Genomic DNA, 14,654 nt, shown 5'->3' on the forward strand with positions numbered 1-14,654 from the left:
CATCAGGCGCGCAGAGCCGCCCATCCCTTGGCCAGAGCCCAGAAGAGGGTGGACAGGGTCACGATGATGAAGCTTGGCGGGGCTGGCACCATGGCCGAAATCACCAGGCCTCCCCAGATGGAAACCAGGCAGATCAATCCTGACAGGAGCATGGCCCGCAGGGGAGAGGCCACCAGGATGTTGGCCGTGGCCGCCGGGGTGACGACCAGGGCGAAGATGAGCAGGGTCCCCACTGCAGGGACGGCGATGGTGATGACCCCCGCCATGATGGCCATGAAGGTCAGGTTCATCAGCCCGATGGGCACGCCGCGGGCCTGGGCCACCTGCTCATCCAGGGAGCTGAAGAGCAGGGGCCGGTAAATCAGGGCCAGCAGGATCAGCAGGATTGCATCGAAGATGATGAAGCCGACGACCTGGCCCCGGGTGATGGTCAGGATCGATCCGAAGAGGATGGCCTGCATCTGCTGGGAGGCCGAGCTGGACATCCTGGCGAAGAAGAGTCCCAGACCGGTGGCGAAGGCCAGGACCGTGCCCGTGGCGATCTCCCGCTGGGATGCCCGCTTGCCCAGGGCTCCGATGACCAGCGCCCCGCCCAGGGCGAACAGGCCCATGCCTGCAGATACCGGCAGCCCCAGCAGGACGGCGCCCGTGGCCCCGGGCAGGCCGATGTGGGCCAGGGCATGGGCGGCGAAGGTGGAGTGCCTGGCGATGGTGAAGTAGCCCATGGCTCCGGCGGCCACGGCGATGCACAATCCAGCAACCATGGCGTTGCGCATGAAGGGGGCGGCGAGGATCTCCATCCAATGGGGGTCGAAGACTGGTGTGGTCATGAGGTCCTTTCCCGGTCCGTCCCGTGCAGGCGGGCCACCTGGCTGGGTTGATAGCGATTGTGGACGGGGCCGATCGGCTCGTCCATGTCGGGGGCCACGAACATGTCCCCCTGGGGTGTGGTGACCACCTCCACCTTGGTGCCGTAGAGGTGGGTGAGCAGGTCGGAGTCCAGCATGTCGTCCATGCGGGCGTAGTGGGGGTGCCCGTCCAGCAGGTAGACCGCCCCGGTCAGCACCGGCAGCAACATGTTCAGGTCATGGGCCACCACCTGGATGGTCATCCCCAGTCGGCTGTTGAGCTGTGCCAGCAAGTGGACGGTGGCGCGTTGCCCGGCCAGGTCCAGATTGGCCAGGGGCTCGTCCAGCATGAGCAGATCGGGATCGCAGACCAGGGCCTGGGCGATGGCCACCCGTTGGCGCAGGCCGCCGGAGAGCTGGGAGAGGCGCAGATGGGCCCTGTCCTCCACGCCGACGAAGCGCATGGCTTTTTTGGCGCGCTCGCGGTCCTGCCGGGTGACGGGGTGGATGCCGAAGCGGGTGCCGGTCAGCCCCAGCAGGACGGACTGCTCAGCCGTCAGGTTGGAGTCGATGTCCGAGGTGTAGCTCTGTGGTACGTAGCCGATGCGGTCGTTGGCCTGGCCGGCCGGCTGTCCCAGGACCTGCAGGCTGCCGGCATCCAAGGGGAGCAGGCCCAGTTCGGCCTGCATCATGCTGGTCTTGCCAGTGCCGTTGGTGCCTACGATGGCGGTCACGGTTCCCGAGGGGATGGTGAAGGTTCCCTCCGACCAGATCAGTCGCCCGGATCTGCGGATGGCGGCATGGTCGAAGACGATGCAGGCCTGCGTGGATGTCCTATCCGTGTCCGTATCCATGGCGTCCTTTCCAGCAGGGATTCAAAGTAGTGATCCTGCTCTTATTGAGCATGATTCTCATTATCGCTGGGGATGGGACAGCGCGCAACCTCATCCGTCGGGTCCTCCCGGACCGGCCCTTGGACGGCAGTTCCATTGGTGGAGGAATCTGCGCTAGGCTGGCTCAGACGACTTCGGCAAGGGTTTGCGCCCGCTTGGATGATGGAGATGTATTGACTGCGGTGAAACTGGACGGAAAAGCGGCGGCTGCGGAACTCAAGGAGGACCTGCGCGCTCGCGTGGCCAGGCTGACGGCCATGGGGCGCACCCCTGGCCTGGGGACCATTCTGGTGGGGGGTGACCCTGGTTCGCTCAAATATGTAGAGGGCAAGCACCGGGACTGCCGTCAGGTTGGCATTCGGTCCATCCGAGTGGATCTGCCTGCCGATGCCGGCAAGGAGCGGATTCTGGCTGCGGTGGATCAGCTCAACCGGGATCCTGACTGTACCGGCTACATCGTCCAGCTGCCCCTGCCGGATGGCGTGGATCCCACTGAGATCATCGAGCGCATCGATCCGGCCAAGGACGCCGACGGCATGCATCCTTACAACCTAGGCCAGCTGGTTCTGCATGCCGACGGCCGGGTGCGGACCCCCCTGCCCTGCACACCGCGGGGGATTCTGTACCTGCTGGACCATTACGGGATTGACCTGGCCGGCAAGGATGTCTGCGTGCTGGGCCGAGGACTGACCGTGGGCCGCACCATCGGTCTGCTCCTGACCAACCGCGGGGTGGATGCCACCGTGACGCTTTGCCATACCCGTACCAGGAATGTTGATGCCCATCTGCGCAGGGCCGACGTAATCATCGCAGCCGTGGGCCGAGCAGGGTTGGTAGGTCAGGATCAGGTTCGCCAGGGTGCCGTCCTGGTGGATGTAGGCGTCTCCCGGATCTGTGATCAGCAGGAGGGGAGCTGGAGGATCAAGGGCGACATAGATCCGGCCGCCAGGCTGTCTGCATCCGCCTATACGCCCAACCCCGGCGGTGTGGGACCCATGACCCGTGCCATGCTCCTGGTCAATGTGGTCGAATCCGCTGAGCGAGCCGCAGGGATTCCTGCCTGCGACACGCCCGAGGCTCCCCGGCGACAATGACCGTGGTGTCTCCTATCATAGGGAATGTTCGCGCCTGCCGGCGGGAACACATAACTCAATACGGTAAAAATATCCACCAACTATACAAGAAACAATTTAATTAATGGCAGAGAACAAGAAGGAAGTCCCCCAGGTCGCGGTCAATGACATCGGATCCGAGGAAGACTTCATCAAGGCAGTCGATTCCACCATCAAGAACTTCGACGATGGGGATCTGGTCGAGGGGACGGTCGTTAAGATCGACCATGACGAGGTTCTGCTGGACATCGGCTACAAGACCGAGGGTGTGATTCCCTCCCGCGAGCTTTCCATCAAGAAGGATGTCGATCCCGACGACGTAGTCCAGGTCGGTGACACCATCGAGGCTCTGGTCGTCACCAAGGAGGACAAGGAAGGCCGTCTGATCCTTTCCAAGAAGCGTGCCCAGTACGAGCGTGCCTGGGGCGACATCGAGAAGATCAAGGAGGCTGACGGTGTCGTCGAGGGCACCGTCATCGAGGCCGTCAAGGGCGGACTCATCGTCGACATCGGACTGCGTGGCTTCCTGCCCGCATCCCTGGTCGAGATGCGCCGCGTGCGCGACCTGTCTCCCTACATCGGACAGAAGATCAAGGCCAAGATCCTGGAGCTGGACAAGAACCGCAACAACGTGGTCCTCTCCCGCCGCCAGTACCTGGAGGAGACCCAGTCCGAGGTGCGCGAGACCTTCATGGCCCAGCTCAAGAAGGGCCAGATCCGCGAGGGCACGGTCAGCTCCATCGTCAACTTCGGCGCCTTCGTCGACCTGGGCGGTGTGGACGGCCTGATCCACGTCTCCGAGCTCTCCTGGAAGCACATCGATCACCCCAGCGAGGTCGTCAAGGTGGGCGACAAGGTCACCGTCGAGGTGCTGGATGTGGATATGGACCGCGAGCGCATTTCGCTGTCTCTCAAGGCCACCCAGGAAGATCCTTGGCAGCGCTTTGCCCGGACCCACGTGCCCGGACAGATCGTCAAGGGCAAGGTCACCAAGATTGTGCAGTTCGGCGTCTTCGTCTCCGTCGAGGACGGCATCGAGGGCCTGGTCCACATCTCCGAGCTGGCCAACCGCCACGTGGAGAACCCCGAGACCGTGGTCAAGCAGGGCGAGGAGATCTTCGTCAAGGTCATCGACGTCGACCTGGATCGCCGCCGTATCTCCCTGTCCCTCAAGCAGGCCGACGACTCCGTCGACCCGACCTCCGAGGACTTCGATCCGGCCATCTACGGCATGCCTGCCGAGTACGACGAGGACGGCAACTACAAGTACCCCGAGGGCTTCGACCCCGAGACCAATGAGTGGATCGCCGGCTACGAGAAGCAGCGGGAGGAGTGGGAGTCCCAGTATGCGGCCGCCCACGACCTCTGGGAGCAGCACAAGGCCTTCGTGGCCAAGGAGCTGGAGAACGCCGAGGCTTCGGCCGCCGAGGACAGCAGGTCCTCCCAGGCGCCCGCCTCCGGTTCTCACTCCCACCGTCAGAGCTCCGAGGAGACCACCAACTACAGCTCGGAGTCCAGCTCCGAGGGCACTTTGGCCTCCGACGACCAGTTGGCCGCCCTGCGCGAGCAGCTGCTCAAGGAAAAGAAGTGAGCATTAGGCAGTGAATGGAGGGGTCCGGCCTCGGTCGGGCCCCTCCATTCATATGTGCCGCCATAAGGTATATACGGGAGGTGTGGATGATACGTGTGGGATTGACCGGCGGGATTGCGGCCGGCAAGAGCACGGTGGCGGCTCGGCTGGCTCGGAACGGCGCCAAAATCATCGACTACGACAGGCTCTCCCACGAGGTCATCGCTCCGGGCGGACCTGGGGTAGGGGCGGTCCTCGGGCGGTTCGGAGCAGACTGCGGGGACGGCCATGGGGGAGTGGACAGGTCAGCCCTGGCTGCGCGGGTCTTCGGAGGGCCGACGGCCGACCGGGACCGCAAGGATCTGGACGATCTCATCCATCCGCTGGTCTATGACCTGGCCGCCAAGGCCGAGCGGCCCTGGCTGGAGGGTTCCGAGGTGGTGGTTCATGAGGTGCCCCTGCTGACCGAGGTGCGCTCAGCCATACCTTTTCACTTTGACAGGGTTCTGCTGGTGGAAGCCCCCAGCCAGGTGAGGATTGCGCGCATGGTGAATCAGCGGCATATGACTCAGAGTCAGGCTGTTGAGCGCATCGGCTCACAGACCAACAGCAGTGCGCGGCGCGCTCAGGCCGACCTATTGGTGGACGGGTCCCAGCCTATCGAACAAATGTTCGAGTCTGTTGATAGGATATATGAAGAGCTGAAATCCTTGGCCCAGGGCTCCTCCCACAGCGACTGACGGGCCTTGGCGAATGACGCATCCTGGAAGGGAGTTTCATGGGGTTCAACATTGAGCGGACCGATAAGCCCTTCGTGGTCAAGTCTCCCTACAAACCCTCCGGCGATCAGCCAGAGGCCATCGAGGAGCTGGCTACGCGGATTGAGAATGGCGAAAACGACGTGGTGCTCATGGGCGCCACCGGCACCGGCAAGACCGCGACTACGGCCTGGCTGATTGAGCGCCTGCAGCGGCCCACTCTGATTCTGGAGCCCAACAAGACCCTGGCCGCCCAGCTCTGCGCCGAGTTCCGCGAGCTCATGCCCGACAATGCGGTCTCCTACTTCGTCTCCTACTACGACTACTACCAGCCCGAGGCCTACATTCCCCAGACGGACACCTACATCGAGAAGGACTCCAACATCAACGACGACGTGGAGCGGCTCCGGCACGCCGCCACGGCCAATCTGCTGACCAGGCGCGACTGCGTGGTGGTGGCCACTGTCTCCTGCATCTACGGCCTGGGCACGCCCGAGGAGTATGCCGGACGCATGCTCTTCCTGCACGAGGGGGACCGGATCAACCGGGACGACCTGCTGCGCAAGTTCGTGGACATGCAGTACAAGCGCAACGACATCGCCTTCACCCGTGGCACCTTCCGCGTGCGCGGCGACACGGTCGAGATCATCCCCGTCTATGAGGAGCTGGCCGTCCGCATCGAATTCTTCGGCGATGAGATCGACCGCATCTCCACCCTGCACCCGCTGACCGGGGATGAGATCGCCCATGAGACCTCTGTGCACATCTTCCCCGCCTCCCACTACGTGGCCGGTCCTGAGCGGATGGAGCGCGCCCTGAAGACCATTAAGGAGGAGCTGGACTGGCGTGTGGGCCAGCTGCGCAAGCAGGGCAAGGAGCTTGAGGCCCAGAGGCTGACCATGCGCACCACCTACGACCTGGAGATGCTGACCCAGATCGGCACCTGTTCCGGAGTGGAGAACTATTCCCGCCACTTCGACGGGCGCGAACCCGGGACGCCGCCCCACACCCTGCTGGACTTCTTCCCCGACGACTTCCTGCTGGTCATCGACGAGTCCCATGTGACCGTTCCCCAGATTGGTGCCATGTATGAGGGGGATGCCAGCCGTAAGCGGACCCTGGTCGAGCACGGCTTCCGTCTGCCCTCGGCCATGGACAACCGTCCGCTGAAGTGGCCTGAGTTTCTGGACAAGGTGGGCCAGACCGTCTACCTGTCGGCAACGCCGGGCGACTATGAGATGGGCCTGTCCGACGGGGTGGTGGAACAGGTCATCCGGCCCACCGGACTGCTGGATCCCGAGGTGGAGGTAAGACCTGTCAAGGGCCAGGTGGACGACCTCCTGGACGAGATCAAGACCCGGGTGGATCGTCATGAGCGGGTTCTGGTGACCACGCTTACCAAGAAGATGGCCGAGGACCTGACCGACTACCTGCTGGAGCGCGACATCAAGGTGGAGTACCTGCACTCCGACGTGGACACCCTGCGGCGGGTGGAGCTCCTGCGGGAGCTGCGCGAGGGCAAGATTGACGTCATCGTGGGAATCAACCTCCTGCGCGAGGGGCTGGATCTGCCTGAGGTCTCCCTGGTGGCCATTCTGGATGCGGACAAGGAGGGCTTCCTGCGTTCCTACCGCTCCCTGATCCAGACCATCGGCCGTGCGGCAAGGAACGTGTCCGGCAAGGTCATCATGTACGCGGACGAGGTCACCGACTCCATGGACAAGGCCATCAGCGAGACCAACCGTCGCCGGGCCAAGCAGATCGCCTACAACAAGGCACACGGTGTGGATCCCAAGCCGCTGATCAAGAAGATCAGCGACGTCAACGACATGCTGGCCAAGGAGGACGTGGACACCCAGACCCTGCTGGCGGGCGGCTATCGCAACGCCAACAAGGCCGGCAACTCCCACCTGGGCGTGCCCCTCTACGACAAGGAGGAGGCCGACAAGCGGCACCAGGAGATCCTCCAGGCCGGTCTGCCGGCACAGGATCTTGCCGACCTGATCCGTCAGCTGAGCGATCAGATGCACACGGCTGCGCAACAGCTGCAGTTCGAGCTTGCAGCCCGTCTGCGCGACGAAATCAAGGATCTGAAGAAGGAGCTGCGGCAGATGACCGAGGCCAAGAAGTAGGTTTGGCTTTTGGGCCGGAGCCCTTGGCCGGTGGTGCGCCTCGGCCATATTGCGGGCCTGTGATGTCAGGCAAGAGCATCACAGGCCCGACCTGCAGGACGCCTTCTGTGAGGATGATGAGACATACATGCGGAGCAATCAGCACGTCATATCTTGCCGCTAAAGTCTGGTGATATGTCCGAGACACCTCTGCCGTTCATGGTTGTGAGCCTGGTTGTGCTGGCCGTCTTCTTCGTGGTCGATCTTCTGGTGATCGGACGGCGGCCACATGTGCCTTCGACCGGTGAATGCGTGCGGCATATTGCCTTCTTCGTGGTCATGGCCCTGATCTTCGGTGCGCTGATCTGGAAGGTGGCCGGGTCCAAGCCGGCCATCGAGTTCTATTCGGGTTGGCTGACCGAATATTCGCTCAGCATCGACAACCTCTTCGTCTTCGTCATCATCATGAGCAACTTCGCTGTGCCCTTGCGGCTTCAGCGCTATGTGCTCAGCATCGGCATCACCATCGCCCTGCTGCTGCGCGGCGTCTTCATCCTGGCCGGGACGGCGTTGATCACCCGCTTCACCTGGGTATTCTTCATATTCGGCCTCTTCCTGCTCTATACCGCCTGGAACATGGTCTCCAGCCGGGGCAAACAGGAGGAGTACCACGAGAACGGGCTGATCAGGACCCTGCGCCGGGTCATCCCCATCACCAGCCATTACGACGGTGAGCATCTGCGGACCACCTTCGAGGGCAAGCGCTACTTCACACCCATGCTGGTGGTTTTCCTGGCCATCGGCACTACAGATGTCATGTTCGCCTTCGACTCCATTCCGGCCATCTTCGGGCTGACCAAGGATCCCTTCATCGTCTTCACCTCCAACGTCTTCGCCCTGCTGGGCCTTCAGCAGCTCTACTTTCTGCTTGGTTCCCTGCTGGACAAGCTGGAGTATCTGCCCCTGGGACTGGCTGTCGTTCTGGCCTTCATCGGAGTCAAGCTGATCATGGAGGCACTGCACGGCAACACACTGCCCTTTGTCAATGGCGGACAGCCCCTGACGGTCGTGCCGGAGATACCGACCTGGGTATCCCTATTGGTCATCGTCCTGGCCATCGGCATAGCAGCACTGGCCTCTGTGATCAAGAGCCGCCATCAGTCCCTTGAATCAGCCTCACAGGGAGAAAAATAAATAACAATCCCTTGAACCACAAGGATTGTTAACGCTAACGGAAAATACTGGTTCACATCAGGCCGAGTCTGTACAATAGAACGGCAAGTAAGAAAAAGAACAGGCAGGTAGCATATGCGCAAAGCCAAGATCGTCGATACCATCGGGCCGGCTTCGGAGTCGCTGGAGAACATCACCAAGCTGGTCAGGGCCGGCATGGATGTGGCCAGGCTCAACCGGTCCCACGGCACCCCCGAGGATCACCTCAAGGTTTACAACAACGTGCGTCAGGCCAGCAAGGAGACCGGACGCAACGTGGCGGCCCTGGTCGATTTGCAGGGTCCCAAGATTCGTTGCGGCTGGTTCAAGAAGAACGAGCAGGGCGAAGACAAGGTCATCCTCAAGGAGGGCCAGGAGTTCACCATCACCACCGACGATGTCGAGGGTGACGAGCACATGACCTCCACCACCTTCAAGGGTCTGCCCGGAGACTGCCATCCCGGCGATCCCATCCTGATCGATGACGGCAAGGTACGCCTGGAGGTCACCAAGGTCGAGGGCAATCAGGTTCACACCAAGGTTGTCGTGGCTGGTCCGGTCTCCTCGCACAAGGGCATCAATCTGCCCGGCGTGGCCGTGAGCCTGCCGGCACTGACCCCCAAGGACGAGGAAGACCTGCGCTGGGGCATCCGCACCGGCGCCGACATCATTGCCATGTCCTTCGTCCGCTTCGCCACCGACATTGACCGCGCCCATGAGATCATGGACGAGGAGGGTCGTCGTATCCCCATCGTGGCCAAGATCGAGAAGCCCCAGGCGGTTGAGAACCTGGAGGAGATCGTCAAGGCCTTCGACGGCATCATGGTCGCCCGCGGCGACATGGCCGTAGAGATGCCCTTCGAGCAGGTCCCCCTGGTGACCAAGCGCTGCATCGAGCTTGCCCGGCAGTACGCCAAGCCGGTCATCGTCGCCACCGAGGTCCTGGGCTCCATGGTTCATTCGCCCATCCCCAGCCGCGCCGAGGCCTCCGACTGCGCCAACGCCGTCCTGGACGGTGCCGACGCCACCATGACCTCCAACGAGACCGCCGTGGGCGACTACCCCGACACCACGGTCTCCACCATGGCCCGGATCTCCGAGTACGCCACCACCCACGGGTTTGACCGTATTCCGGATATGCACAACCTGGACATGTCCAACTCCGGTGCCGTCTCCTCCGCAGCCGTGGATCTGGCAGACAAGATCAACGCCAAGGCCATCGTGGCCTTCACGCAGACCGGCAACACCGTGCACCGCGTCTCCCGTGAGCGTCCGGCCGCCCCCATCTATGCGCTGACCACCGATGAGCACACTTATCATTGGCTGGCACTGAGCTGGGGCACCGAGGCGTTCATGTGCGAGCAGGACTACCACGACTTCAACCGTGCAGGCCTCATGGCCTTCGTGGACTCCACTCTGAAGAAGCAGGGCAAGGTCTCCGACGGCGACTGCCTGGTTGTGCTCAGCAGCGCCCAGGGTGAGTATGAGCCAGGAAACACCGACTGCATCTACGTGCACACGGTTGGCGCCAACGACTGATTCTCCGGCCTGCCGCCTGGCTGTCGACTGGAGTCAACCAGGCAGATGGACCATTAGGTTCATTTGACGCCGGCACAGCAAAGAACCGGTGGCATCTCCCCGCCTGCCAAGGTAGGGGAGATGCCACCGGTTCGCTATGCGAATGTTCGTGCGCCAGTTGGCCCGCCGCTCAAGCCGTATGGCAGCAGGCAGTTGCCGCAGGAACAGCATCAGTGCAGGTCGGACAGTCCGATTTTGGCCCGCAGGATGGCGATGGTTGTTTTAGCATCCAATATGGTCCCTGCGATCACCATGTCATAGGCCTCGTCCACGGTGAAGAGCCGCACATTCTGGTGGGGGGTCTCTGGTGCCAGGCTGGCAGGCTGGACCGGGGTCAGGCCCTCGGCATAGAAGAGCGTCGTGTGCTGCGTGGAGAAGCTGGGGGTGTTGATGAACCTCGCGAACTGGTTAAAGGAGGCAGCCTTGTATCCGGCCTCCTCGCGCAGACGTCTGGTGGCTACATCGATGGGGGCTTCCTTGTCGCTGAGCGGATGGCCGGCCGGCAGCTCAAGGGTCCAGCGGTGGGTGGGCAGGCGGTACTGCTCGACCAGGGGGATCCTCCCGTCATCGGTGATGGCCAGGACGGCGATGGTGTCCCCATGCTTTTCGCTGACGATGCTGCGGTCAAAGGTCTGATTGTCGCTGGATTCATAGGTGACCCTGTCGACGCTGAAGTAGTGGCTGTCCATAATCTGCTTGCGGGCCTTCTCCTGGACGGGGGAGGTACGCCAAGGATCGAACCGTCGATAGATCTGAGTGGTCATCATGCTCTCCTTCGACTGTGATGTTTCCGTATACATAACTGTCTTCATTCTAAGGCAGATTCAACACGAATAACCTTGCGTCGTCGCCAAAGTATGGTAGATTCTCTGTGGTGACAAAAAGCCCCCGTATCCCAATTGGTAGAGGAAACGGCCTCAAAATCCGTGCAGTGTGAGTTCGAGTCTCACCGGGGGCACGATAAAGCGAACCCCATCCGTCCCTCACCGGTTTTGGTGAAGCCCGGATGGACTTTCAGGAAACGAGGTTGAAAGTGGCTTCAGAGAGTAAGAACCGCAGCGATTCCCCCGAAGGGCGGACCGTGGTTGTGGCGGAGGACGAGGCTTTGATCAGGCTCGATACCGTCGAAGCTCTCGAGGATGCCGGCTATGACGTGGTCGGTCAGGCGGCCAGCGGCCAGGAGGCCATTGATCTGACTCGCGAGCTGAGGCCCGACGTGGTGGTCATGGATGTGAAGATGCCCGGTACTGATGGCATTACCGCCGCCACTGAGATCGGCAAGGAGAATCTGGCCCCGGTGGTTATGCTGACGGCGTTCTCCCAGCAGAGCCTGGTCGAGAAGGCGGCCGATGCGGGGGCCATGGCCTACGTGGTCAAGCCCTTTGCCCCGGAAAAGCTGCTGCCGGCCCTTGAGGTGGCCATCTCCCGTTTTGACCAGATCAACGCCCTGAAGGACGAGGTCACTGACATGAAGGCCCGTTTCGAGGCCCGCAAGCGGGTGGACAGGGCCAAGGGTCTGCTCATGGAGAGTATGGGCATGACCGAGTCCGAAGCCTTCCGCTGGATTCAGAAGACCTCCATGGACCGCAGACTGACCATGCAAGAGGTGGCCGACGTGGTCATCAACAACGTGGCCAATCAGAACGACCGTTAGTTCTTCCATGGAAGACCAGACGAAGAAGCAGGACAAGGACGGCCGCACCCTGCTGGTCGTTGATGGACATTCGCTGGCCTTCCGGGCCTTCTATGCCCTTCCTGTCGAGAGTTTCACCACTTCGACAGGGCAGCCCACCAACGCGGTGTGGGGCTTTGCCACCATGCTGGCGGATGTCATGGCCAAGGAGAAGCCCACCCACATGGGCGTGGCCTTTGACGTCAAGGGAGGCACCTTCCGCAACGCCATGCTGCCACAGTACAAGGGCACCCGTGAGGCCGCTCCCAAAGAGTTGCTGAGCCAGTTGCCCCTGATCCAGGACCTGCTCAAGGGCCTGGGCATCACCTATATCGAAAAGCCCGGTTATGAGGGCGACGACATCATCGGCACACTGGCCACCATGGGGGAGCAGGCCGGGTTCAGGACCCTGGTCCTGTCGGGCGACAGGGATGCCTTCCAGCTGGTGGACGACGACATCACCGTGCTCTACCCCGGCCACCACTTCAAAAATCTCAAGCACATGACGCCCCAGGCCATCATGGACCGCTACAAGGTGACCCCGGAGCAGTACCCGGATCTGGCAGCCATGCGAGGCGAGGGGGCTGACAACATCCCCGGTGTGCCTGGCGTGGGCGACGGTTATGCCGCCAAGTGGATCAACAAGTATGGATCGCTGGATTCCATTCTGGAGCACGCTGACGAAATCGGCGGCAAGAAGGGCCAGGCCCTGGCGGAGAACGCCGACCAGGTTCGGCTCAACCGTAAGGTCAACGCCCTGGTGCGTGACCTGGACCTGGGTGTGAAGGTGGAGGATCTGCGTTTCGGCACCATCCACACGGATCAGGTCCTGCCCATCTTCGAGCAGCTGCAGTTCGGCCCGCAGACCCGTAAGAAGATCCTGCGGGGCTTCAATACCGTCGCCGATTACGATTACTCTCCAGCTTCTGCCCTGGTCGATGTCAGCAACAAGCAGGAGGAGTTCACCCAGCCCGAGCGCGATAAGGCCGAATCCGCTGACCAGCTGCGGGACTGGTGCGAGAAGCATCTGCCGGACAAGGCCCTTTGTCGGCGCTCTGCGGACCATGTCAAGGCCATGGCCGATTCCCTGGATAAAATCAAGGACATCGGCGACTCCGACCTGAATGCCATGCGTTGCAGCGAGGCCATGAAGGAGCACTGGGTTCTGCACGCCATCGGCTGGGCCAAGCATGGCGACTATGGCCTGGAGGAGCTGTCCATTCTCTCCATGGATGGCCACGGTCTGGTCCTCATGGCAGAAGATATTGACGAAGATATGCGCGCGGCCATCCAGGAGCTGATCGACCAGCGGATCGGCACCTGCGTGGTCCATGGCTACAAGGAGCACTTGCACCTCTTGGAGAGCCAGGGGTTGCATATGCCATTGCCCCTGTTCGACACCAAGCTGGCAGGCTATCTGGCTGAGCCTGATTTTCATGCCGACAATTTGGAGCAGGCCGTCGCCCATTTCCTGGCCATCCCCGTAGAGGAGGAACCTGAGGCCACCCAGGGGGCCCTGGCCTTGGACGGTCGAGAAAATGAGGACGAACGCCGACGGGGGACTCGGATTCTCCGCCAGGCTCAGTATGTCATGATGGTCTCCGAGCGTCTGCAGGAGCTTATGGACGAGCGTCACCAGTACGGCCTGCTGCGCACCGTAGAGCTGCCCACCTCCGCAGTCCTGGCGCAGATGGAGACCGAGGGCGCCAAGGTGGACGATGCCCGCCTGAAGGAGATGCACGACCGGTTTGCCGCAGAGGCCCGCCAGGCCCAGGAAATAGCCTGGGATAAGGCCGGCAGCCGTGTCAACCTGCAGAGCCCCAAGCAGCTGAGCAAGGTGCTCTTCGACGATATGGGCCTGGTGCCCACCCACAGGACCAAGACAGGTTCCTACTCGACCAACGTCTCGGTCCTGCAGGACTTGTATATAAAGTCGGTCAACAACGAGCGGGCCAACGACTTCCTGGGCGCGCTGCTCAAGCACCGGGAGACCAACAAGCTCAAGCAGATTGTGCAGACCCTGCGCGAGGCGGTCAATCCCCGGGATGGCCGGTTGCACACCACCTACGAGCAGACCGTGGCCGCCACTGGCCGGCTGAGCTCGGTCGATCCCAACCTGCAGAACATCCCCAACAGGGATGCCCGGGGCCGCGAGATCCGTTCGGCCTTCGTGCCTGGCAACGGGTATGAGGCGTTGCTCTCCTCGGACTACTCCCAGGTGGAGCTGAGAATCATGGCCCACCTTTCCGGGGACCAGGCCCTGATCGATGCCTTCAAGTCGGGTGCCGACTTCCATCGGTACGTGGCCAGCCTGGTTTATGACATCCCCATGGAGGAGGTCACCGGAGACCAACGCTCCCACGTGAAGGCCATGAGCTACGGGCTGGCCTATGGGCTGAGCACCTATGGTCTGGCCCAGCAGCTTAAGATCAGCCCGGCCGCGGCTGATGTACTGCGTGCCAAGTACTTTGCCACCTTCGGCAAGGTCCATGAGTACTTGGAGTCCCTGGTGGCCGATGCCCGGGAGAAGGGCTACACCGAGACCATGTTCGGGCGGCGGCGCTATTTCCCTGGGCTGCGCTCCAAGCGTCGTCCCACCCGCGAGGCCGCCGAGAGGGCCGCCCTCAACGCGCCCATCCAGGGATCGGCTGCGGACATCATGAAAATCGCCATGATCAAGGCCAGCCGTGCCTTGTCCGACCAGGGGCTGAAGAGCCGCATCTCCCTGCAGATCCACGATGAACTGCTGGTGGAAATAGCTCCCGGAGAGACCGACAAGGCCACCAAACTGGTCAAGGATTCCATGGAACATGCCGTTGAATTGGCCGTGCCCCTGGACGTGTCCACCGGCATTGGCCAGGATTGGGAGCTGGCCGCTCACTGAACTAACATGGGGCGGC

11 protein-coding genes and 1 tRNA gene are annotated in these 14,654 nt (G+C 62.1%); 9 read left to right on the plus strand and 3 right to left on the minus strand.

Annotation, left to right across the window (positions count from 1 at the left end; translation table 11 throughout):
* Nucleotides 1-2: 2 nt before the first annotated feature.
* On the minus strand, nt 3-830 hold the full coding sequence (locus H3T88_RS07850) for a metal ABC transporter permease (protein ID WP_198204198.1): 828 nt from the start codon (nt 828-830) through the stop codon (nt 3-5).
* Nucleotides 827-1,702 carry an ABC transporter ATP-binding protein gene (locus H3T88_RS07855; RefSeq protein ID WP_015021961.1) on the minus strand — a complete coding sequence of 292 codons (876 nt, stop codon included), beginning with the start codon at nt 1,700-1,702 and terminating at the stop codon, nt 827-829. The genes H3T88_RS07850 and H3T88_RS07855 overlap by 4 nt, the downstream gene beginning before the upstream one ends.
* A gap of 212 nt (nt 1,703-1,914) precedes the next feature.
* Here H3T88_RS07855 and H3T88_RS07860 point away from each other — a divergent pair, with 212 nt between their 5' ends.
* The 6 genes from H3T88_RS07860 to pyk all read left to right on the plus strand — a co-directional run bounded on the left by H3T88_RS07860 (nt 1,915) and on the right by pyk (nt 10,043).
* Entirely contained in the window at nt 1,915-2,835 is a 921-nt protein-coding gene (locus H3T88_RS07860; RefSeq protein WP_198204199.1) for a bifunctional methylenetetrahydrofolate dehydrogenase/methenyltetrahydrofolate cyclohydrolase, read from the plus strand.
* Nucleotides 2,836-2,938: 103 nt separating this feature from the next.
* Nucleotides 2,939-4,444 (plus strand): 30S ribosomal protein S1, encoded by a 1,506-nt coding sequence (gene rpsA, locus H3T88_RS07865; RefSeq protein WP_015021959.1) that lies wholly within the window; start codon nt 2,939-2,941, stop codon nt 4,442-4,444.
* 86 nt (nt 4,445-4,530) lie between these two features.
* Entirely contained in the window at nt 4,531-5,163 is a 633-nt protein-coding gene (coaE, locus tag H3T88_RS07870; RefSeq protein ID WP_198204244.1) for a dephospho-CoA kinase, read from the plus strand.
* A gap of 38 nt (nt 5,164-5,201) precedes the next feature.
* Entirely contained in the window at nt 5,202-7,313 is a 2,112-nt protein-coding gene (gene uvrB, locus H3T88_RS07875; RefSeq protein WP_015021957.1) for an excinuclease ABC subunit UvrB, read from the plus strand.
* A gap of 174 nt (nt 7,314-7,487) precedes the next feature.
* Nucleotides 7,488-8,486, plus strand: coding sequence for a TerC family protein (locus H3T88_RS07880; protein ID WP_110417297.1), 999 nt, complete (start codon nt 7,488-7,490; stop codon nt 8,484-8,486).
* Between the two features lie 114 nt (nt 8,487-8,600).
* Nucleotides 8,601-10,043, plus strand: a complete 1,443-nt coding sequence (gene pyk, locus H3T88_RS07885; protein ID WP_198204200.1) for a pyruvate kinase — start codon at nt 8,601-8,603, stop codon at nt 10,041-10,043.
* Nucleotides 10,044-10,252: 209 nt separating this feature from the next.
* Here the strand turns inward: pyk and H3T88_RS07890 are convergent, their stop codons facing one another.
* Entirely contained in the window at nt 10,253-10,846 is a 594-nt protein-coding gene (locus H3T88_RS07890) for an NUDIX domain-containing protein (protein WP_015021954.1), read from the minus strand.
* Nucleotides 10,847-10,966: 120 nt separating this feature from the next.
* Here H3T88_RS07890 and H3T88_RS07895 point away from each other — a divergent pair.
* The 3 genes from H3T88_RS07895 (at nt 10,967) to polA (ending at nt 14,638) form a co-directional block, all read left to right on the plus strand.
* A tRNA-Leu gene (locus H3T88_RS07895) sits at nt 10,967-11,040 on the plus strand.
* A gap of 48 nt (nt 11,041-11,088) precedes the next feature.
* Nucleotides 11,089-11,736: an ANTAR domain-containing response regulator gene (locus H3T88_RS07900; RefSeq protein ID WP_015021953.1), complete on the plus strand. Its 648-nt coding sequence runs from the start codon at nt 11,089-11,091 to the stop codon at nt 11,734-11,736.
* A gap of 7 nt (nt 11,737-11,743) precedes the next feature.
* The gene (gene polA / locus H3T88_RS07905; RefSeq protein WP_198204201.1) at nt 11,744-14,638 is read left to right on the plus strand and encodes a DNA polymerase I; all 2,895 of its coding nucleotides are present in this window, start codon (nt 11,744-11,746) and stop codon (nt 14,636-14,638) included.
* The last annotated feature ends 16 nt before the right edge of the window (nt 14,639-14,654 follow it).

Source organism: Bifidobacterium sp. W8110 (assembly GCF_016101375.1).
Classification (GTDB): domain Bacteria; phylum Actinomycetota; class Actinomycetes; order Actinomycetales; family Bifidobacteriaceae; genus Bombiscardovia; species Bombiscardovia asteroides.

What these genes read in the sequence shown, in the direction of transcription:
- H3T88_RS07850 (WP_198204198.1), bottom strand. Translation starts at nt 830, where the DNA reads ATGACCACACCAGTCTTCGACCCCCATTGGATGGAGATCCTCGCCGCC.
- H3T88_RS07855 (WP_015021961.1), bottom strand. Translation starts at nt 1,702, where the DNA reads ATGGATACGGACACGGATAGGACATCCACGCAGGCCTGCATCGTCTTC.
- rpsA (WP_015021959.1), top strand. Translation starts at nt 2,939, where the DNA reads ATGGCAGAGAACAAGAAGGAAGTCCCCCAGGTCGCGGTCAATGACATC.
- coaE (WP_198204244.1), top strand. Translation starts at nt 4,531, where the DNA reads ATGATACGTGTGGGATTGACCGGCGGGATTGCGGCCGGCAAGAGCACG.
- uvrB (WP_015021957.1), top strand. Translation starts at nt 5,202, where the DNA reads ATGGGGTTCAACATTGAGCGGACCGATAAGCCCTTCGTGGTCAAGTCT.
- H3T88_RS07880 (WP_110417297.1), top strand. Translation starts at nt 7,488, where the DNA reads ATGTCCGAGACACCTCTGCCGTTCATGGTTGTGAGCCTGGTTGTGCTG.
- pyk (WP_198204200.1), top strand. Translation starts at nt 8,601, where the DNA reads ATGCGCAAAGCCAAGATCGTCGATACCATCGGGCCGGCTTCGGAGTCG.
- H3T88_RS07890 (WP_015021954.1), bottom strand. Translation starts at nt 10,846, where the DNA reads ATGACCACTCAGATCTATCGACGGTTCGATCCTTGGCGTACCTCCCCC.
- H3T88_RS07900 (WP_015021953.1), top strand. Translation starts at nt 11,089, where the DNA reads ATGGACTTTCAGGAAACGAGGTTGAAAGTGGCTTCAGAGAGTAAGAAC.
- polA (WP_198204201.1), top strand. Translation starts at nt 11,744, where the DNA reads ATGGAAGACCAGACGAAGAAGCAGGACAAGGACGGCCGCACCCTGCTG.